At 61.5% G+C, this 17,866-nt stretch carries 16 protein-coding genes and 3 pseudogenes; 7 read left to right on the top strand and 12 right to left on the bottom strand.

Features of this window, described 5'->3' with window-relative positions:
• Positions 1 to 2 precede the first annotated feature (2 nt).
• Together SIC17_RS07715 and SIC17_RS07710 are read right to left on the bottom strand one after the other, a co-directional pair.
• Positions 3 to 1,553 (bottom strand): hypothetical protein, encoded by a 1,551-nt coding sequence (locus tag SIC17_RS07715; protein ID WP_412546876.1) that lies wholly within the window; start codon positions 1,551 to 1,553, stop codon positions 3 to 5.
• A 110-nt stretch (positions 1,554 to 1,663) separates the two neighbouring features.
• Positions 1,664 to 2,521, bottom strand: coding sequence for a LytTR family DNA-binding domain-containing protein (locus SIC17_RS07710; RefSeq protein WP_291890849.1), 858 nt, complete (start codon positions 2,519 to 2,521; stop codon positions 1,664 to 1,666).
• Positions 2,522 to 2,705: 184 nt separating this feature from the next.
• On the opposite strand from SIC17_RS07710, the gene SIC17_RS07705 reads away from it, so the two are divergent.
• Together SIC17_RS07705 and SIC17_RS07700 are read left to right on the top strand one after the other, a co-directional pair.
• Complete coding sequence (locus tag SIC17_RS07705; RefSeq protein ID WP_412546875.1) at positions 2,706 to 3,914, top strand: acyltransferase family protein; 1,209 nt, start codon at positions 2,706 to 2,708, stop codon at positions 3,912 to 3,914.
• A gap of 32 nt (positions 3,915 to 3,946) precedes the next feature.
• Complete coding sequence (locus SIC17_RS07700; RefSeq protein ID WP_412546874.1) at positions 3,947 to 6,379, top strand: S9 family peptidase; 2,433 nt, start codon at positions 3,947 to 3,949, stop codon at positions 6,377 to 6,379.
• A 73-nt stretch (positions 6,380 to 6,452) separates the two neighbouring features.
• Here the strand turns inward: SIC17_RS07700 and SIC17_RS07695 are convergent, their stop codons facing one another.
• From SIC17_RS07695 to SIC17_RS07680, 4 genes are all read right to left on the bottom strand, one after another.
• Positions 6,453 to 7,268, bottom strand: coding sequence for an enoyl-ACP reductase (locus tag SIC17_RS07695; RefSeq protein WP_291890846.1), 816 nt, complete (start codon positions 7,266 to 7,268; stop codon positions 6,453 to 6,455).
• 30 nt (positions 7,269 to 7,298) lie between these two features.
• Positions 7,299 to 8,513 (bottom strand): beta-ketoacyl-ACP synthase I, encoded by a 1,215-nt coding sequence (fabB, locus tag SIC17_RS07690; protein ID WP_291890845.1) that lies wholly within the window; start codon positions 8,511 to 8,513, stop codon positions 7,299 to 7,301.
• Between the two features lie 15 nt (positions 8,514 to 8,528).
• On the bottom strand, positions 8,529 to 9,047 hold the full coding sequence (gene fabA, locus SIC17_RS07685; protein ID WP_291890844.1) for a bifunctional 3-hydroxydecanoyl-ACP dehydratase/trans-2-decenoyl-ACP isomerase: 519 nt from the start codon (positions 9,045 to 9,047) through the stop codon (positions 8,529 to 8,531).
• Between the two features lie 86 nt (positions 9,048 to 9,133).
• Positions 9,134 to 9,694: an SH3 domain-containing protein gene (locus SIC17_RS07680; RefSeq protein ID WP_291890843.1), complete on the bottom strand. Its 561-nt coding sequence runs from the start codon at positions 9,692 to 9,694 to the stop codon at positions 9,134 to 9,136.
• Positions 9,695 to 9,773: 79 nt separating this feature from the next.
• Between SIC17_RS07680 and SIC17_RS07675 the strand changes: the two genes are divergently transcribed.
• The 3 genes from SIC17_RS07675 (at position 9,774) to SIC17_RS07665 (ending at position 11,200) form a co-directional block, all read left to right on the top strand.
• Positions 9,774 to 10,016, top strand: a complete 243-nt coding sequence (locus SIC17_RS07675) for a hypothetical protein (protein ID WP_291890842.1) — start codon at positions 9,774 to 9,776, stop codon at positions 10,014 to 10,016.
• Between the two features lie 11 nt (positions 10,017 to 10,027).
• A complete protein-coding gene (locus SIC17_RS07670; protein ID WP_412546873.1) occupies positions 10,028 to 10,918 on the top strand; it encodes an MBL fold metallo-hydrolase in 891 nt (296 codons plus the stop codon).
• Positions 10,919 to 11,041: 123 nt separating this feature from the next.
• The gene (locus tag SIC17_RS07665; protein ID WP_412546872.1) at positions 11,042 to 11,200 is read left to right on the top strand and encodes a hypothetical protein; all 159 of its coding nucleotides are present in this window, start codon (positions 11,042 to 11,044) and stop codon (positions 11,198 to 11,200) included.
• Here the strand turns inward: SIC17_RS07665 and SIC17_RS07660 are convergent.
• Positions 11,197 to 11,934 carry a HesA/MoeB/ThiF family protein gene (locus tag SIC17_RS07660; protein ID WP_412546910.1) on the bottom strand — a complete coding sequence of 246 codons (738 nt, stop codon included), beginning with the start codon at positions 11,932 to 11,934 and terminating at the stop codon, positions 11,197 to 11,199. The genes SIC17_RS07665 and SIC17_RS07660 overlap by 4 nt on opposite strands.
• A gap of 366 nt (positions 11,935 to 12,300) precedes the next feature.
• Here SIC17_RS07660 and SIC17_RS07655 point away from each other — a divergent pair, with 366 nt between their 5' ends.
• Entirely contained in the window at positions 12,301 to 13,599 is a 1,299-nt protein-coding gene (locus SIC17_RS07655) for an ATP-dependent DNA helicase (RefSeq protein ID WP_412546871.1), read from the top strand.
• Between the two features lie 86 nt (positions 13,600 to 13,685).
• Here SIC17_RS07655 and SIC17_RS07650 read toward each other — a convergent pair.
• Positions 13,686 to 14,561: pseudogene (locus tag SIC17_RS07650) on the bottom strand (serine hydrolase domain-containing protein); the annotation flags it as partial.
• A 372-nt stretch (positions 14,562 to 14,933) separates the two neighbouring features.
• Here SIC17_RS07650 and SIC17_RS07645 point away from each other — a divergent pair.
• Positions 14,934 to 15,431, top strand: a complete 498-nt coding sequence (locus SIC17_RS07645) for a hypothetical protein (RefSeq protein WP_412546870.1) — start codon at positions 14,934 to 14,936, stop codon at positions 15,429 to 15,431.
• 20 nt (positions 15,432 to 15,451) lie between these two features.
• Here SIC17_RS07645 and SIC17_RS07640 read toward each other — a convergent pair.
• From SIC17_RS07640 to coaBC, 4 genes and pseudogenes are all read right to left on the bottom strand, one after another.
• Positions 15,452 to 15,556 (bottom strand): annotated as a pseudogene (locus SIC17_RS07640) (dUTP diphosphatase); the annotation flags it as partial.
• Between the two features lie 27 nt (positions 15,557 to 15,583).
• On the bottom strand, positions 15,584 to 15,991 hold the full coding sequence (locus tag SIC17_RS07635) for a DUF4279 domain-containing protein (RefSeq protein ID WP_291890834.1): 408 nt from the start codon (positions 15,989 to 15,991) through the stop codon (positions 15,584 to 15,586).
• A gap of 99 nt (positions 15,992 to 16,090) precedes the next feature.
• Positions 16,091 to 16,540: a dUTP diphosphatase gene (dut, locus tag SIC17_RS07630; RefSeq protein WP_412546869.1), complete on the bottom strand. Its 450-nt coding sequence runs from the start codon at positions 16,538 to 16,540 to the stop codon at positions 16,091 to 16,093.
• Between the two features lie 60 nt (positions 16,541 to 16,600).
• Positions 16,601 to 17,795 (bottom strand): annotated as a pseudogene (gene coaBC / locus SIC17_RS07625) (bifunctional phosphopantothenoylcysteine decarboxylase/phosphopantothenate--cysteine ligase CoaBC).
• Between the last annotated feature and the right edge of the window lie 71 nt (positions 17,796 to 17,866).

The raw sequence follows: 17,866 nt of genomic DNA, 5'->3' as shown, positions 1-17,866 counted from the left end.
CACTAGAAAGCAGCTTGGACACCAACCGTGATCACGTCGGTCTCGGCGTCAGCTTCCGACCATGTGGTATTGATCGGCATGCCCGGCGTACCACCGGACAGGAAGTTGAGTGGAACCCAGCCTTCCGTGTGAATGACTTCACCAAACAGTTTGACCGTCGGCGTGGCGAAATAGGACAGGCCACCGACCCACTGGTCCTGGTCTTCCCAGGGGGAGCCTTCGTCACCCGCCGTGAAACGGCTGAACTCGAAGGAGAACGCCAGCGGGCTGTCCGCCCCGATATCCATGTCATAGCGACCGCCCAGTGCCCAGGAACTGGTCTCGACAGCCTCAAAGACGTTGAGCGGCGCGTTCGGATTGTGCGAACCCGGCCAGACATCGGTTGTGGATGCAAATTCTCCGAGCAGGGTGAAGGCACCGGCTTCCAGGCGTCCGTAGACGGAATAGGCTGGATTGTTGTCGGCACACGGGTTGAAGTGGAGGACCGGGAATGCCGTGCAATAGGTCGAGCCATGCGTGTAGCTGGCGCCGACGAGCAGCGTGTTGTCGTTGCCGAGATCTGCCGTGTAGTTCGCATCAACCGCAAAATTGTTCACGCGGGACGGAACATTGGTGCCCTGGACAGAGGTGTTGTGGGCGCGGAATTGGGAACCGCCCTGGATGCCCATGGCCCGGAGGTGGAAACCATTATTGTAGTAGCCAACCAGGCCACCATAGGCGAGGCCTGCAAAGGCGTGCCAGGTGGTGGAATTGGTGAACGGGCTGACGGTGTCCTGCAGGCCGAATGGCGTGTCCATCTTGCCGATCGCAGCATACCAAGGTGTTTCATCCAGATTGCCGAACAGGACATAGGCCTTGCGCATCTGGATCTGGTTGCGATTTAGGTCGGTGATGGTGCCCGAGCCAAAGCTCTGCTCCGGGTTGTAGAGAAGTTCCAGATAGCCAGTGATATTGTCGGAGAAGCGTGCCGTCGTTTGCAGCGATGCGGCGTGCACCACAAACTCCGATACTTCTTCGCCAATCTGGTTGTTGGATGTCGGGTGGCGCATCAACCAACCAAACTTGGTGTCGGAATTGGAGCGCTGGTAGTTGGCCAGCACTGTCAGGCCACCGCCCAGGGTGACACGGTTGTTCAGCTCGCCATTCTGCATCGCCTGCAACATGATCAGTTGGCGATTGTTCACGTTTTCGGCGTGATCGAGCATGCGGAAGCTGTATTCCGAGCTGAGACCCACATAACCGCCTGTCGCGTTCTCGCCATGGTGATCAGCGTGATGGGACGCATGTTGCTGCGGCGCCGGTGTCTGCGTGGCTGCCGGAGCGTGGGAACGTTGATGATGTGAGGAGGGGCCGGAGTGATGCGGTGCGCCCTGCGGCTGTTGCTGGCTTTCCAGATATTCCAGCAGGCGGCGATTGGTTTCTTCCAGCTGCGCGATGCGGTCTTCCAGTTCGGAGATGCGCGCATCGGTTTGCGGATCCGATGCCAGAGCGGCACCGGAAGAAAGGCTGAGCGCAAGCATGCTTGCACCCGCGATCAAGAGTGTCTTGTTCATCTTACTGTCCTGTCCGTCAATTGGCGGGTGCGCGGACCCCCTCCACCGCCGCCGGGAATGCAAGCAGGTATTCCAGATCGGGTGCCCTCGTGCAATCAGTTAGCATGGTACTAGTTCGCGCGTTTGAGTTGATCACGATAGCGTCGGCTTCCCGGCACTTGCCGGCCACTGTCCAGTGTGATTTCGACATCACCTTCGCCCGTTGGGCGAATTTCCCGGATCTGGGCCCGGTTAACCAGCCAGGAGCGATGGCAGCGAACCGCATCAACACGGGCTTCCACCAGCTGGTTCTGCAGCTCGGCCAGGGTGATGCGGGCGAGGTGGGAGCCGGTCTGGAATTCGATCTCAACATAGTTCCCGGCCGCCTTCGCCGTCAGGAAATTCATCGCTTCCAGATGCATGATTCTGCCGCCGCATTTCAGTGTCAGGCGCTGGGTTTCGCGCGCATCGCGCCGGGCCGCGGCGGCTTCCATACGGTGCCATTCAATGGTGCGCAGAGCGGTTAGCGTCATCAGCTGCAGTGTGTAGGTCACGAGGTCCTTGCGCAGCTCGTAGAGGAAGACCTCGAACGGACCCGGGTAGGAGAAAAACCGGTAGTCCCAGCCTAGCAGGGCCGGGTAAATCGCTTCCCGTGTCAGGCCCATGGCCAGGATGTGCAGGCTTGACCACACCAGTGCCGCGCCGGCATGCACGACAAGATTTCGGCGCCATGTGCCGCGTTCGATCGGGAAGCGGCGTTCCAGCCACAAAAGACCAAAAAACAGAACCAGGATGTAAAAGGCGCTGGTGCCTTCGCTCAGCCAGGGGAAAAGCGGATTGATTTCGCGCCCATCTCGTGATGCCTCCATCAACAGAGAGGATGCATTGAGCGTCATCATGATCAGGGTCAGCGAAAAAACCGCAATCATTGCGGTCAGGCGCAGTCTTCGCTCGGCATCCTGTTCAAGATTGTATTCGCGGTTTTCCATCCCGCGATCATGCCCATGCCCGGGCGGGTTTCAAGCGGGTGTCTGTCGTTCGTCCCGTCTCGCCGCCGCTTGTCCCGGACCCGTTGTCACTCGCCCCGTAGAGCCACCTGCGGACCCACACGTGTCGTCCTCGCGAGGGACATCCGCGAAGAAGATGGGGTAGAGTGCTGACCAGGAGGAAACAATGTCCGGTGCCAACCCCAATGCCCAGTTCACACGGCGATATGATCTCGACTGGCTGAGGATCATCGCGTTTGGGCTTTTGATCTTTTACCACATCGGCATGTTCTTCAACACGGAGGGCTGGCACGCCAAGAGCCTGGGCGCAAACGACGCGATGGAGCCGTTGATGTGGCTGTCCAGCCCCTGGCGGCTGCCCTTGCTCTTCCTGGTCTCCGGTGTGGCGATCCGTTTTCTGTCTGACAAGCTGGGCAGTGCGCGTTTCGCGGCAGATCGCAGTTGGCGGCTTTTCCCGGTCATCCTGTTCGGCATGTATTTCGTGGTTGCACCACAGACCTATGTGGAATTGCGTTCGGCCGGTGAGATTGCGCCCGGATTGGTGAATTTCTACCGGGGCTATGCCTTTGAGTGGGACGGTCCGTGGTCCATTCATACGCCGACCTGGAACCATCTCTGGTACGTTGTCTATCTGTTTGTCTACTCGCTGCTCCTGGCCCCGCTCTTCCCGCTTCTGCGGCGTCTGGCGGACAGTTCGGCAATGCTGGCAGCCGGCCGGCTGACGGCGAGCAACGGATTTGCCGCCTCGCTGGTGATCCTGGTGCCGCTGATTCCGCTGCTGGTGATCCGTTTCACCCTGGCACCGGACTTCCCGACGACGCACGACCTGCTCAATGACTGGGCCAATCATGCGCGGTCGCTCACCATGGTCTTGCTTGGCTATGTACTGGCCAAGAATGACGGGTTCTGGCGGGCGATCGATCGCATCCTGCCCGTGGCCGGCGTCATCACGGTGACGGCCGCAATCTTCCTCTTCTGGACTTATTCCAACTGGGAACCAGCCGTTGAGAACCAGGCCTGGCTGTGGACGGCCCGTATCAGTCGTATCGTCTTTTCCTGGACGATCATCCTCAGCCTGGTCGGTCTGGCCCGGATCTATCTGACCGGTGATGGTCCGGTGCGCCGTTATCTGACCGAGGCGATCTTCCCTTATTACATCCTGCACCAGACGATCACGGTTGTGGCTGGATACGCCCTGTCAGGCCTGGGTCTGGGCGTGTGGACGGAATTCGTCTTGTTGGTGGTCATCACCGCCGGTGGCTGTGCGGTCGGCTTTGAAATTATACGCCGCATACCCTTCTTGCGTCCGGTCATGGGCCTAAAGCTTACAGAAAAGCAATCCACCAAGGCTCGACCTGCGCCGCAAACCCATTAGCCTCTCCCCCAACTCATGTTGGGGAGATGCTCATGTTCAAGAAAACTCACCTGATCGGGGCCGCCCTGGCCCCGATCGCCGGTATTCTGGTGCTCGGCCAGGCGGTCGCCCAGGAGCCCTATCGCCTGCCACCGCAGGAGATTGTCGATATCGTGGATGCCGCACCTGCGCCTTTCAGCTCGCTCTCCCCGGCCCGCGACACCATCCTGTTGATGCACCGCGAGGCCCTGCCGCCGGTTTCCGAAATGGCGCGTCCGATGGAGCGCCTGGCCGGTATGCGCCTGGATGCGGCGACGAATGGGCGCCATGGTCCGCGCACCGTGATCGGCCTGTCGATCATGGATCTGGATACCCAGGAAGTCCGTGATGTGCGTTTGCCGGATGATGCGGGCATCTCCCGGGTGACCTGGTCACCGGATGGTTCGAAAGTGGCTTTTGCCATCACCCGCAATGACCAGATTTCGCTGTGGGTTCTCGATGTGCGCCGTGGTCGTGCCCGTGAGATCGTCGATGAAGGCCTCAACGCCGTCTTCACGCCGTTCCGCTGGATGCCGGATGGCGAGCGTCTGCTGGTCAATCTCGTTGACCCGGACCGGGGTGCCATGCCGGAGCGTCCGCGCGTGCCGGTTGGCCCGGTGACGCAGGAGGCTTCCGGTTACGAAGCGCCGGTGCGGACCTATCAGGATCTCCTTCAGGATCAGCCGGATGCAGACCTGTTTGCCTGGCTGGCGACGTCCCAGCTGGCGCTGGTTCATGCGGATGGCGGACGTCCGCGTTTGGTCGGCGAGCCCGGCCTCTATTACATGGCCGACCCGTCCCCGAATGGCGACTACATTCTCGTTGGCGAGATGACACGCCCCTTCTCCTACCAGGTGCCGTGGTCGCGTTTCGCGGACCGGACGACGGTGGTGGATACACGCGGCCGTCTCGTCGAGCAGATCGCCGAACAGCCGATCGCCGACAGCACGCCGATCGGTGGTGTCATCACAGGCCGCCGCAGCGTCGAGTGGCAGGACAGCCACCCTGCACAGCTCACCTGGGCCGAGGCTCTTGATGGCGGTGACCCGCGCGCCGAGGCTGAAGAACGTGACAGTGTCTGGGCGCTGGAAGCGCCGTTCAATGGCGAACCGCGTGAGGTATTCCGCACCGAGGATCGTTATTACGGTACCCAGTTCACCGATATGGGCGAGACAGGTTTCGCAGTCGAATATGACCGTGATACGCGCGTTATCCGTCGCTGGTTGATCGATTTTGAAGAGGGTGGTGCCGAGCCGCGCCTCGCCGAAGAGCGCAGCCTGCAGGACCAATACGCCAATCCGGGCACGCCCCTGACGACGCGCAACGAATTTGGCCGCACGGTCGTCGACGTGCATGAGGGGCATATCCTTTATGCGGGTGACGGTGCCACGCCCGAGGGCGATCGCCCTTTCCTGCGCCGGATGAGTGTCGAGACGTTCGAGTTCGAGGAGTTGTGGCGCAATTCCGGTGAGAATTATGAGGAAGTCATCGGCGCGATCGAGGCCGATGGTTCCTCCTTCCTGACCTCCTGGGAAGATCCGGTCACGCCGGAGAATGTACGGTGGCACCGCGATGGCGAGGTCGAGCAGATCACCGACTTCGAAAACCCGCACCCGCAGCTCAATGACATCTCCCGACAGCTGATCACCTATGAGCGCGAGGACGGCGTACCGCTGTCTGCAACGCTCTACCTGCCGGCAGATTACGAGGAAGGCGACACCCTTCCCGTGCTCGTCTGGGGTTATCCGCTGGAATACAATGACGCCTCCACGGCGGGCCAGGTTTCCGGTTCTCCCTACGAGTTCACGCGTGTCGCCGGCACCAGCCCGCGCTTCATGGTCACCCAGGGTTATGCACTGCTGGAAAACGCGACCATGCCGATCGTGGGTGATGATCCGGAAACGGTGAATGACACTTTCATCGACCAGCTGGTCCTGTCGGCCGAGGCTGCGCGTGATGTCACGGTCGAGATGGGTTTTGGCGATGGTGAGCGCCTGGCGGTTGCCGGTCACTCCTATGGGGCCTTCATGACCGCGCACCTGCTGGCCGCATCGGATATCTTCCGCGCCGGTATCGCGCGTTCAGGCGCCTATAACCGCACCTTGACGCCGTTCGGTTTCCAGGCCGAGCGCCGGACCTTCTGGGCTGCGCCTGAGACCTATTTCGAGCTCAGCCCCTTCATGCATGCGGACAATATCAACGAGCCGATGCTGATGATCCACGGCCAGATGGACAACAACTCCGGTACCTTCCCGATGCAGTCCGAGCGCATGTACGCCGCTGTGAAGGGCAATGCCGGTACCGCCCGCCTGGTCATGTTGCCCTATGAAAGCCACGGCTATCGCTCCCGCGAGAGCGTGCTGCACGTGCTCGCAGAAAGCATCGACTGGCTCGACCGCTGGGTGAAGCCGGAAGAGAATCCGATGGGTGAGGGCGAAGCTGAGTAGGCCCGCTCCAGCTTGGAAACAAAAAACCCGCCGAAGCGATCCGGCGGGTTTTCTATTGAGCTGAGCTCGAGACTTAGTCGTCGTCCGTGCTCGGCACGGCCACGGCGTGGAAGCCGGCATCGACGTGCAGGGTCTCGCCCGTGCAGGAGAAACCGAGATCAGACAGCAGGTAGAGCGCGGCGCCGGCCACACCTTCCATCTTGGTGTCTTCCTTCATCATCGACCATTCACGACCGGTTTTCATCAGCGACTTGCCGCCGGAAATGCCGGCCATCGCAAGGGTGCGCATCGGGCCGGCAGACAGCGCGTTGACGCGGATGCCGCTCGGGCCGAGGTCGCGGGCCATGTAGCGCGTGGAGGCTTCCAGCGCGGCCTTGGCGACACCCATGACATTGTAGGACGGAACAACACGTTCAGCGCCGAGATAGGTCAGGGTGACCATGGAGCCGCCATTGGGCATCAGGTGCGAGGCCCGCTTGCCGGCGTCGACAAAGGAGAAGGCCGAGATTTCCATTGCGCGGCGCCAGCCTTCGCGGGAGGTATTCTCGGTGAAGGAGCCGACCAGCTCGTCCTTGCCCGCAAATGCGATGGCGTGAACGAGGAAGTCCATCGTGCCCCACTGGTCCTTGATGGTGTTGAAGCAGGCATCCATGGAGGCGTCGTCGGTGACGTCGGCCTGAACCATGGTCGGATTGCCCGGCAGGCTCTCAACCAGCGGACGAACGCGGCGCTCCAGGGCTTCGTCCTGATAGGAGAAAGCCAGCTCGGCGCCCTGTGCAGCAAGCTGCTGGGCAATGCCCCAGGCGATCGAGTTCTTGTTCGCCACGCCCATGACAAGCCCGCGCTTGCCCTTCATCAATTCACCAGATGGAAAAACGGTATCCGCCATGGGATTCCCCTTTTTGAAATTCGTGCAGGATTAGACTTTCTGGAAGACAACCGTGCCGTTCGTGCCGCCAAAGCCGAAGGAGTTCGACATGGTCGTCTTGAGGTCGGCATCACGCGCCTCGGTGACGATCGGCAGGTTGAGCGCGGCAATGTCCGGGTCCATGTCGAAGACGTTGATGGACGGCGCGACAAAGTCGTTCTTCATCATCAACAGCGTGTAGATCGCTTCGTGAACGCCGGCGGCGCCCAGGGAGTGACCCGTCATTGACTTGGTGCCGGAGATCATTGGCGCATTGTCGCCGAAGACCTGCTTGACCGCTTCCATTTCCTTGATGTCGCCAACCGGAGTCGCCGTGGCGTGCGGGTTGAGATAGTCGATCGGACCGTTGACGGTTTCCATCGCCAGTTTCATCGAGCGCACAGCGCCTTCGCCGGACGGGGCGACCATGTCGTAACCGTCGGAGGTGGCGCCATAACCGGTGATCTCCGCATAGATCGGTGCGCCGCGCTTCTTGGCCCGCTCGTATTCCTCGAGGATGACGACACCGGCGCCGGCACCACCGACAAAACCGTCACGGTCCTTGTCGAAGGCACGCGAGGCTTCGGTCGGCGTGTCATTGTATTTCGTGGACATGGCGCCCATCGCGTCGAACAGGTTGGAGAGGGCCCAGTGGATCTCCTCGCAACCGCCCGCGAACATGACGTCCTGCTTGCCCCATTGGATCTGCTCGGCAGCGGCGCCGATACAGTGCAGTGAGGTGGTGCAGGCAGAGGTGATGGAATAGTTCACGCCCAGGATCTTGAACGGCGTGGCCAGGGTGGCTGACGCTGTCGAGCTCATCGCCTTGGGAACCGCAAACGGTCCAATGCGGCGCGGGCCCTTTTCGCGGGTCACGTCGGCAGCGCTGACAATGGTGCCGGCGGACGGACCGCCAGAGCCCATGATAATGCCGGTGCGCTCGTGAGAGATATCGCCTTCCGGCAGGCCGGCATCCTCGATGGCCTGTTCCATGGCCATGTAGTTCCAGCCAGCGCCTTCCGACATGAAACGATAGACCCGCTTGTCGACATGCTCGGCCGGATCGATCGACGGCTTGCCACCGACCTGACACTTGAAGCCGTGTTCGGCGAAGCTCTCCATGCGACCGATGCCGCTCTTGCCGTCCTTGAGGGACTGCGTGACTTCGGCAGCGTTGTTACCAATGGGCGAGATAACGCCCAGACCCGTGATTACGACACGACGCATAGTCCAACTCCTCGATCAGGCCATTTCGCCGGGCTGGAACAGACCGACGCGCATGTCCTTGGCAGTGTAGATAATCTTTCCGTCCGCTTCGACATGACCATCGGAGATGGCCATGATCAGCTTGCGGCGGATGACGCGTTTGAAATGGATCACATATTTTACCAGCTTGGTCTCCGGCGTGATCTGGCCCGTGAATTTGACCTCCCCCACACCTAGGGCGCGACCCAGGCCAGGGCTACCACCCCAGCACAGGAAAAAGCCGGTCAGCTGCCACATGGCGTCGAGGCCCAGGCAGCCCGGCATCACCGGATCGCCCTTGAAGTGGCAATCGAAGAACCAGAGGTCTTTCTTGATGTCGAGTTCCGCCTCGATATAGCCCTTGCCATGCTCGCCACCGTCATCATTGATCGTTGTGATGCGGTCCATCATCAGCATCGGCGGCGCCGGTAGCTTGGAGCGGCCCTCGCCCCACATGCGGCCGTCAGAGGAGGCGATCAGGTCTTCGTAGCTGAAGGAGCTTTGGCGTTCAGTCATGTAGCCATTCAGTTGCGCCGCAGGGGAGCGGCACGGGCGCTCACCGGGCTGGGAAATGGGGCCCGGTCGTGAAGCGAACCGGGGACTTAACGCAGAGCGGTATCACGCGTGAGAGTGGCGCTCAAGTTGGGGATGCCGTTAGCATCTGCAGCATTATCGCCGCCACGTTCTTCGCTATATACGCCCCAAAGATGGCTCGCATCGACCCATCCGCGATAGCCTTGGCCCTCGACGCGGCACCAGCCGGAGCGGCAGCGTTCCAGAGACAGGACAACTCCGGCATCTGCAATGGCTTCCAGCGGGGCATCGTCTTCAGCACGGGCGCGGAGCTCGGTCTCCTGCGCGGTGAAGACGGAACGCCGGCCGGACAGGATGGAGCGGTGCATCCAGGTGACTTCGCCCTCCGGATCACGTACCCGGCGCCAGTCCTGGGTTTCCGCGATGACTTCCATGGGCAGGCCGGAACGCAGGTAGCGCCAGGCGATCGGATGCGCCTGGGAGGGGCCGGAGCGACCATTGGCGACGTCAAACTTGAGGCTGACAAAACGCGGCACCGGCTGACCGGACGGTGTATCGGTGTCACGCGTCTGGGCGTGGGTCGCTGCGGAGACAGCAAGAGCGGCGATACAGGCGGTCAGTCGAAACATGGTAAACTCCCTTACCTATTCCCTCTGCCCGAACAGGGTGAACGCCGGGTAAATTCGTCGGCTGATCTGGAGGATTGAAATGGCGAAGATGGCAAAGCGCAAACCAAACTGGGGTGTTGGTATCGCTCTTGGAATCGGTACTGGAATCGCGCTCGGCACGGCTATGGGCAATGTGGCTCTTGGCGTGGGCATGGGCGCAGCCCTGTCGCTTATCTGGGCGCTTGCCCTCGGTGAGCCCGTAGATTCACACGATGGTGATGATGCAAATTCCGATGAGCCACCTATATCCCAAGAGGACGCCGACGGAGGATCGGCAGACTAACGGAGGGAACAATGGGTTTTCGCTTGGCGATTACAGGTGTGGCAGCTGCCCTGGCCGCTGCAAGTATTGGCGGCACGGATGCGGTCGCCCAGGATAACGAGATCACCGTAGAGACAACCGAGTTGGGCGACGGCATTTTCATGCTTTCGACCGGCATTGCCGGCAATCTCGGTCTGTTGGTTGGTGAGGATGGCGCGGTCCTGATCGATGATCAGCTGCCCAATACAGGAGCCTTGATCGAGGGGGCTGTCGTGGAGCTCGCTGGAGATGATGCTCCCCGTTTCATCGTCAACACGCACTATCACGGTGATCATGCAGGCGGTAACGCGCATTTCGCCGAACGCGGCACCACGGTCGCCGCTCACCACAATATCCGCTCGCGCCTGGCGGAATCCCCGCAGACCTGGATCCAGGAAGCAACCCTGCCGATCCTCACCTTTGGTGATGACCTGACCTTTCACATGAATGGTCAGACGGTCGAGGTCAGCCATCTGCCGGCGGCGCATACGGATGGCGATGCGATCGTCTATTTCCGCGAAGCCGATATCCTGCACATGGGCGATATCTTCTTTTCCGGCATGTTCCCCTTCATTGACCTCAATGGCGGCGGCACGGTCGACGGCTATCTGGCTGCGATGGAAGCGGCCTACGAGATGGCGTCCGATGATACCCGCATCATTCCGGGCCACGGCCCCATGTCGACCCGCGCAGACCTGATGCGCTCGATTGAAATGCTGCGCGAAACGTCTTTCCGCATTCGCAGTCTGGTTGAGGGTGGTGCGGATCTCGAGGCCGTGCGGGCTGCCGAGCCGCTGGCCGACTATCACGAGGACTGGAACTGGGCCTTCATCACCACGGAACGCATGGTCGACACCCTCTATTATGACGCCACAGCACGATAACTGACGCGTCAGATTCCTGTCAGGAATTTAAAGGGATAATCAGAGTCCCGAGAGGTTTGGCCGGATAGGGTCTGGCTCATGACTGAGACAGACCCCACGCCCGCCCCGAAAAAGCGCACCGGCATGCCCAAACCCCTCGGTTTTGCGGCCGGGGCGGGTATTGGCCTCTTCCTCTGGGTTATTATCTCCCTGAGCACCGGAAACATGCTGCTTGGCTTGCTCTTCGGCATCTTGCCGGGCGTGGCGATTGGCGCCGGGCTGCAATTGACAGCCAAGCGCTAGTTGCCACACCCACAACAGGCAGGATCCCTGGTCAGCTTGACGGTTCGGCTGGTCATCGACAGGCCGTCAAACAGCATCATGCGGCCATCCAGGCTGTCTCCCGCCTCGCATACGAGCTTGATCGCCTCCAGCGCCATCATCGAGCCGATGATACCGGTCAGGGCGCCGACGATGCCGACCGCAGCGCAGGTTTCCGCGTCCGGTGGTGGCGCCGGGACCCAGCAGCGGTAACACGGCGATGCAGGTGTGTGATTGAACACGCCGAGCTGGCCATCCCAGCGCCCCACAGCGCCGGAGACCAGCGGGATGCCGAGCGCCCGGCTGGCCTTGTCCACTGCGAAACGGGTCGGGAAATTGTCACAGCCATCCAGCACTAGATCGCAACCCTGCAGAAGCTCGGAGGCATTGCTGTCGTCAATGCCGACGGCGTGCGTGTCGACCTGAAGGGCCGGGTTCAGCGCGTTGAGGTGGTCTGAGGCGCGCTCGACCTTTGGCTTGCCCACATCGTCTGTCTGAAAGAGGACCTGGCGCTGGAGGTTGGACAGGCTGACCACGTCCGGATCAACCAGGCGCAGTCTGCCGACGCCTGCGGCGGCCAGATACAGCGCTGCGGGTGATCCCAGCCCTCCCGCGCCGACAATTCCGATATCGGCCCGGGCAAGGGCTTGCTGGCCCGGCCCGCCAATCTCGCGCAGGACGAGATGGCGTGCATAACGTTCGACATCAATGCTCATGGACAAGAGGTGGAGAATATCGCGCGCGAGATCAAGCACCGGAAGCTCCAGACGCCCTCGCGCTGGAGATGTGGGGAGGATGCGGAACACCGGACGTGTTTCAGATGAAAGAGGCGGTACCTGTGGTGTTCCGCGGGCAGCCTGCTGACTCGGATGGACTTCTGGGCGGAGCCCGCCATCTGTCTTCGCCGGTGATCCGTCGATCGCCACCCACCCGGACCGTCGATTGCGCGGCCGACGCCTCCCCGATCCGGATGAGACGCATTATGGGGCTGGCCGGGGTGGTGTGGATAAGTTTTCCGCTATCCACGCAGCGTGCCGCATTGGTCTCTTTCAAGTTTGGCCGAACCCGCGCAGTTTGCGTCCATGTCCACACTACCTGCGCCGCAACTCTCCCAGCACCAGACCCGTCTGATCGAATACCTGTTCGAACAGCGGCCCAATGTCTTCCTGACCGGGCGAGCGGGTACCGGCAAGACCACGTTGATGCGCGAATTCCTGCGCCGGGCGGGCAGCCGGGCGGCTGTGCTGGCGCCAACGGGTGTCGCGGCCATGCAGGCCGGTGGTCAGACCATCCACTCTTTCTTCCACTTCCCGCCGCGCCTGATCGAGGCGCGCGATATCCGCAAGGTGCGTCACCGCCGGGTGGTGCAGGCGCTGGAAACCCTGGTGATCGACGAGATCTCCATGGTGCGCTCGGACATGATGTGGGCGATCGACAAGTCCCTGCGCCTCAATCGCGAGCGGGACGAGCCGTTTGGCGGGGTCCAGGTCATCCTGGTGGGTGATCTGGCGCAATTGCCGCCGGTTATCCAGGGCGCCGAGGCGGAGTATCTGGAAGCCAAGCATGGCGGGCCGTTTTTCTTTCACCCGCCACCCTTCCGCGATGCCGGTTTTACCCTGGTTGAGCTGGAACAGGTGTTTCGTCAGACGGACGAGTACTTCATCAATATCCTCAACGCCGTGCGCGACGGGGATCTGACCTCCGACGAGGCAGCCGACCTGAATGACCGGGTGACAGGGCGGTCGGGCCTGGAAGCCAGTCTCAGCCATATCGTGCTGACATCGACCAATGAGGCCGCCTTCCGTATCAACCAGGCGCGTATCCAGGGGCTGGCGACACCGGAACGCACCTATGAGGGCAAGGTCGAGGGCCAGTTCGATCAGCGCCTCTTCCCGGTTGAGGACCCGCTTGTGCTCAAGATCGGGGCGCGTGTGATGCTGACCCGCAACGACCCCCAGGGACGCTGGGTCAATGGCACGCTGGGGGAGGTTGAGGGGTTTGACGAGAAAGCCGTGCGCGTGCGCATCGGCGAGAACATCTATGCCATCGAACCGCAGAAATGGGAGCGCAATGCCTATGCCTTTGATGCGGCAGCGCAGGCGCTGACCAAGACAACTGCCGGCAGTTTCACCCAGTATCCCCTGCGGCTCGCCTGGGCGATGACGATTCACAAGGCCCAGGGTCTGACCCTGGACAATGTGTATCTGGACCTCGCCCGTCGTCTGTTCGCCCACGGTCAGGCCTATGTCGCCCTGTCACGCGCGCGCTCCCTGGAAGGCCTGGAGCTGTCCCGCCCCCTGACGCCGGGCGATATCATCTCCGACCCGCGGATCTTCGATGTGCGCAGTTTCTGCGACCCGGCGCCGATCAGCCTGGGTTAGTCCCGCGCTGTTGTCGCGATTTCCCGCAGGAGTGCGCCGGCGTTTCCCGTGCGCATGCGGTTCATGGCGATGACCGCGCCCATCTGTTGTTCCGGCACAATCACCGTATGCATCAGCCACATCCTGTTGGAGCCGGAGTGCTGGAGTTCGTCAGAGCCCAGACCCCAGCCCATCGCATAACCGGCTTCGAACGGCCTTGTGTGGAGGATGTCCCAGCTTTCCTGGCTCAGGAAACCTGTCTCGACCCCGCGGCCGCCATCGATATGGGCCTGGAGGTAGAGCGCGTAGTCGGGCAGTGACATGTGCATGGTACCGGCCGGGCCAAGCACTGGCGGATTGTCGGCGGTCGGGCCGGACATGGCCGCCGGATTGCCATGTGAACCATCGAGATGGCCGCGTGGTTGATCGATCACTTCCGTGGAGCCCGGCGCACCAAATCCGAAATCATCAATGCCCAGCGGGGTCATGACTTCGCGTTCGATGAGGACTTCCCAGGCTTCCCCCGTCGCCTGTTCGAGCATGGCGCCAGCGATGACATAGCCGGCATTGGAATAAAGATAGGTCGAACCCGGTTCGCTTTCAGGCGGCAGGGCCAGGATATGACCCGCATAGCTCAGCCGTTGTTCCGGAAGCGGGCGACCGCCCTCACGCTCCAGCGCGAACATCATCATATAGGCTTGGCCGATATTGGCCGGCGCGCCGGAATGATGGCTCAGCAGGTGCCGGAAGGTGACGTCGTGAAACCCCGGATCAATGAGCTCCAGATGTTCGCCGAGATGCTGGCTGACCGTGTCGTCCCAGCTGATCACACCACTCTCAGCCAGACGGGCTACAAGGGTCGCCGTCATCGACTTGGTGTTTGAACCGAGGTGCCAGAGATCGTCCGTGGAGACCTCCGCCGTGTCGCTGACATCACGCAGTCCTGCGACACCGATATGGACCTCTCCTTCGCGCAATTGCATCAATCCGACAGCCGGGCTGCCCCAGCTGTCACGCGTATCCTCCGCCAGTGCAGCGAGCGTCGCGTCATTGGAGGTCTGGGCCCAGGCGGCGGGCGCCGCGAGCAGGCAGGCTGCGCTGGCCAGGCCAATCGAAAGGCGATGAACGGATTGTCTGAGTGTGCTGGTCATCATGCTGGGTCCTCGGGATCATGGCTGCGACGGGCAGGCCGAGGCGGCATAAAGCCTGTCTACGTCGTGGCCGACCACAGGGACTTTGCAACCCGGTGTCCCCCACGCACCCCAAGATTACCAACCAGTAATGATTTCAACAGGATTCGACCCGGGCTGCGCTCTATCAATTGAAGATCGCAGAAGAAATCTTAGAGGAAAATCATGCTGGGACTTACAGCGGCGCTGTTGGCGTCGACCGTTCAGGCTGGGAGCAATCCGGCCTATGACACTCAGTTGGATACACTTGTCGGACAGGATTATCGCGCGGCGGTGAGCATGCTGGGCATGCCGTCGCAGCGGAGCCTGCGTGAGGGCGGTGGCGAGATCTGGACCTTCCAGTCGCGCTCTGATGATCGCAACGGCGCTGGAACGGCCTCGGACGACGTGGATGGCAGTGCGAGCGGCTCCTTTGCCTATGAAAGCGACAATGCAACGGTCGTTCCGGCAACCAGCCAGAGTTCCGGCACACCGCCGAGCGGCGGGGCATCCAGCGGCAGCGGATCGACCCGGGCTCCGGTTGGTGGTTCTACCAATACCGGCAATGGCATAACGGCGACGCGATCGCGCGGCGCGGAAGTCTGTACAACCCGCATTGCACTGGACCCAGACGGTACCATCGCCGGATATAATTATCAGGGCACCTGTCGCGCAGAGCGCTAGGCAGATTCAGGATTTCGGGTCTACACGCCTGTGGACCCGAAACCTCCCGAACCACGTTCGGTCTCGTCCAGGGTTTCAGCAACCTGCCAGACGGCCTGGGCGACGATCATCTGTGCGACTTTCTTTGGAAGCGGCGTGGAGCAGCTCACGGCTTAGCTCTCAGTGTCGGGGGCATACAGGTCGAAGTCGATCTCTGCTCCGCGTTCGGCTAGGGCTTGGATCGTGAGGGCGGTCAGAGGAAGTCCTTCGTTACAATCTGACATCATAAGTCCACAAAAGACTCGGATGACGAAACGTTTTCTCAGTGTTGTCCAGTCATCGAGATCCTGACTTGTCACCGAAAACAACTCGGATATCTGCCCATCCAGATCCGCCGGAGATCGCCGATCTATCTTGAAGCGCCAATGACCCGTTTTGGCGATCCTCAGCTTGCCCGAGGGCATTTCGACGCGATCGCCCTTCGCTTCTGCAGATGTTGGATCTACCCCGAGCAAGCGGGTGACTTCTTCAGGGTCGAGATCATTGCCGATCACGTGAAGTGAAGCTGCGGACTGAGACATTTGGGGTTATCCTGCTCCTCGAACAATGCCGTCGAGAGACGACGCTCGGCGCAGCCGCCGAGAATGACGACGATGGTCCTCGGCCGCTCGGGCTGTTCCCTACACGCCTGTGGACCCGAAACCACCCGAGCCACGCTCGGTCTCATCCAGGGTTTCAGCAACCTGCCAAACCGCCTGGGTGACCGGGGCGACGATCATCTGTGCGATGCGGTCGCCGCGCTTGACGTTGAATTCGACCTTGCCGTGATTGATCAGATTGACCTTGATCTCGCCGCGATAATCCGCGTCGATCGTGCCGGGCGTATTCACGCAGGAAATGCCGTGTTTTGCCGCCAGGCCGGAGCGCGGGCGGACCTGGGCTTCAAAACCGGCGGGCAGGGCGATGGCGATACCCACCGGGATCAACCGCCATTCACCGGGCGGGATAGCGACGTCCTCCGCCACTGCGGCGCGCAGATCCACGCCGGCTGATTGCGCGGTCTCATAGACCGGAAGCTCCAGGCCTTCATAGTTTTCCAGCGGCTTGATGCGTACGTCGACAGTGTTCATGGCGTGCTCCCTCGTCACGGGCGCAGGAAAGCCAGTTTTGCACCTTCTGGCCAGTCTTGATCAGCAGGTTTCCACGACGGCCTGGGCAATGCGTTGTGCGATCAGTCTCGCGATTTCCGGTTTGGAAGCGCGCTGGGACCGCCATACATCATCACTGGAAACGATCGCGATGGCGTTTTCGTCGCCCCCCATCACATCGCCGGAAACATCATTGGCGACGATCCAGTCACAGCCCTTGCGGGCCAGTTTCTGGCGGGCGTGGTCCTCGACTTCATGGGTCTCGGCAGCAAAACCGATCACCAGGCCGGGGCGTTCATCTTTGCGCTGGCTGATGGTCTTGAGAATGTCGGGATTTTCCACCAGGGCCAGGGAACCCATCTCGCCTTTGTTGCCCTTGATTTTCCGGTCGTGCGCTTCTGCCGGTCGCCAGTCTGCGACCGCGGCAACGGCGATGAAGACATCGGCAGGCAGGGCCGTTTCGACGGCGGCGAGCATGTCGCGGGCGCTTTCGATGCGGACAGTTTCGACACCCGCCGGATCATTCAGCGCGGTCGGGCCCGAGACCAGGACGACCTCCGCGCCCAGCTCGGCGCAGGCTGATGCGAGGGCATAACCCTGTTTCCCCGAGGAACGGTTGGAAATGAAGCGTACCGGGTCGATCGCTTCCAGCGTCGGGCCGGCTGTCATGACGATGCGGCGTCCGGCAAGCGGGCTAGTCATTCAGCAGGGCCTCGATGGCATCGGCAATCACCGGCGGTTCTGCCAGGCGCCCCGGGCCGAATTCGCCACAGGCCATGTCGCCTTCGTCAGGACCGACAAAATGTACGCCATCACCCCTGAGCGTCGCCAGATTTCGCTGGGTGGCCGGGTGTTCCCACATGCGTACATTCATGGCAGGCGCCATCAGCACCGGCTTGTCCGTGGCCAGCAATGTGGTGGAGGCGAGATCATTGGCCAGCCCGTTGGCGGCCTTGGCCATCAGGTCAGCGGTGGCCGGAGAGACCACGACGAGATCCGCGGACCGGGAGAGTTCGATATGGCCCATTTCCGCTTCGTCGGTGAGGTCAAACAGATCGCCATAGACCTTGTCGCCGGACAGGGCAGAAACGCTCAACGGCGTCACGAATTCCGCCCCGGACTTGGTCAGGATGCAGCGCGAGGCAATCGACCGGCGCGAGAGTTCGCGGATCAATTCCAGGGACTTGTAGGCAGCGATGCCGCCGCCGATGATCAAGAGCACGCGTTTGTCTGTCACGCCCGGACCTTTCACTGTTCTGTCTCTACCTAGCGGTTCGCTGCGCCAATCCCAAGCCCTGAACGTCTCGA

It is taken from the genome of Maricaulis sp. MIT060901 (genome assembly GCF_047123815.1).
Classification (GTDB): domain Bacteria; phylum Pseudomonadota; class Alphaproteobacteria; order Caulobacterales; family Maricaulaceae; genus Maricaulis.
Note: the sequence above shows the minus strand (reverse complement) of the source record. Positions and strands in the feature narration are given on the sequence as shown.

Excerpts from the sequence above, each read along its gene's own strand:
- fabB (WP_291890845.1), bottom strand. The coding sequence starts at position 8,513 with ATGCGTCGTGTCGTAATCACGGGTCTGGGCGTTATCTCGCCCATTGGT.
- SIC17_RS07700 (WP_412546874.1), top strand. The coding sequence starts at position 3,947 with ATGTTCAAGAAAACTCACCTGATCGGGGCCGCCCTGGCCCCGATCGCC.
- SIC17_RS07660 (WP_412546910.1), bottom strand. The coding sequence starts at position 11,934 with ATGAGCATTGATGTCGAACGTTATGCACGCCATCTCGTCCTGCGCGAG.
- dut (WP_412546869.1), bottom strand. The coding sequence starts at position 16,540 with ATGAACACTGTCGACGTACGCATCAAGCCGCTGGAAAACTATGAAGGC.
- SIC17_RS07710 (WP_291890849.1), bottom strand. The coding sequence starts at position 2,521 with ATGGAAAACCGCGAATACAATCTTGAACAGGATGCCGAGCGAAGACTG.
- SIC17_RS07705 (WP_412546875.1), top strand. The coding sequence starts at position 2,706 with ATGTCCGGTGCCAACCCCAATGCCCAGTTCACACGGCGATATGATCTC.
- fabA (WP_291890844.1), bottom strand. The coding sequence starts at position 9,047 with ATGACTGAACGCCAAAGCTCCTTCAGCTACGAAGACCTGATCGCCTCC.
- SIC17_RS07675 (WP_291890842.1), top strand. The coding sequence starts at position 9,774 with ATGGCGAAGATGGCAAAGCGCAAACCAAACTGGGGTGTTGGTATCGCT.
- SIC17_RS07655 (WP_412546871.1), top strand. The coding sequence starts at position 12,301 with ATGTCCACACTACCTGCGCCGCAACTCTCCCAGCACCAGACCCGTCTG.
- SIC17_RS07695 (WP_291890846.1), bottom strand. The coding sequence starts at position 7,268 with ATGGCGGATACCGTTTTTCCATCTGGTGAATTGATGAAGGGCAAGCGC.
- SIC17_RS07645 (WP_412546870.1), top strand. The coding sequence starts at position 14,934 with ATGCTGGGACTTACAGCGGCGCTGTTGGCGTCGACCGTTCAGGCTGGG.
- SIC17_RS07635 (WP_291890834.1), bottom strand. The coding sequence starts at position 15,991 with ATGTCTCAGTCCGCAGCTTCACTTCACGTGATCGGCAATGATCTCGAC.
- SIC17_RS07680 (WP_291890843.1), bottom strand. The coding sequence starts at position 9,694 with ATGTTTCGACTGACCGCCTGTATCGCCGCTCTTGCTGTCTCCGCAGCG.
- SIC17_RS07665 (WP_412546872.1), top strand. The coding sequence starts at position 11,042 with ATGCCCAAACCCCTCGGTTTTGCGGCCGGGGCGGGTATTGGCCTCTTC.
- SIC17_RS07670 (WP_412546873.1), top strand. The coding sequence starts at position 10,028 with ATGGGTTTTCGCTTGGCGATTACAGGTGTGGCAGCTGCCCTGGCCGCT.
- SIC17_RS07715 (WP_412546876.1), bottom strand. The coding sequence starts at position 1,553 with ATGAACAAGACACTCTTGATCGCGGGTGCAAGCATGCTTGCGCTCAGC.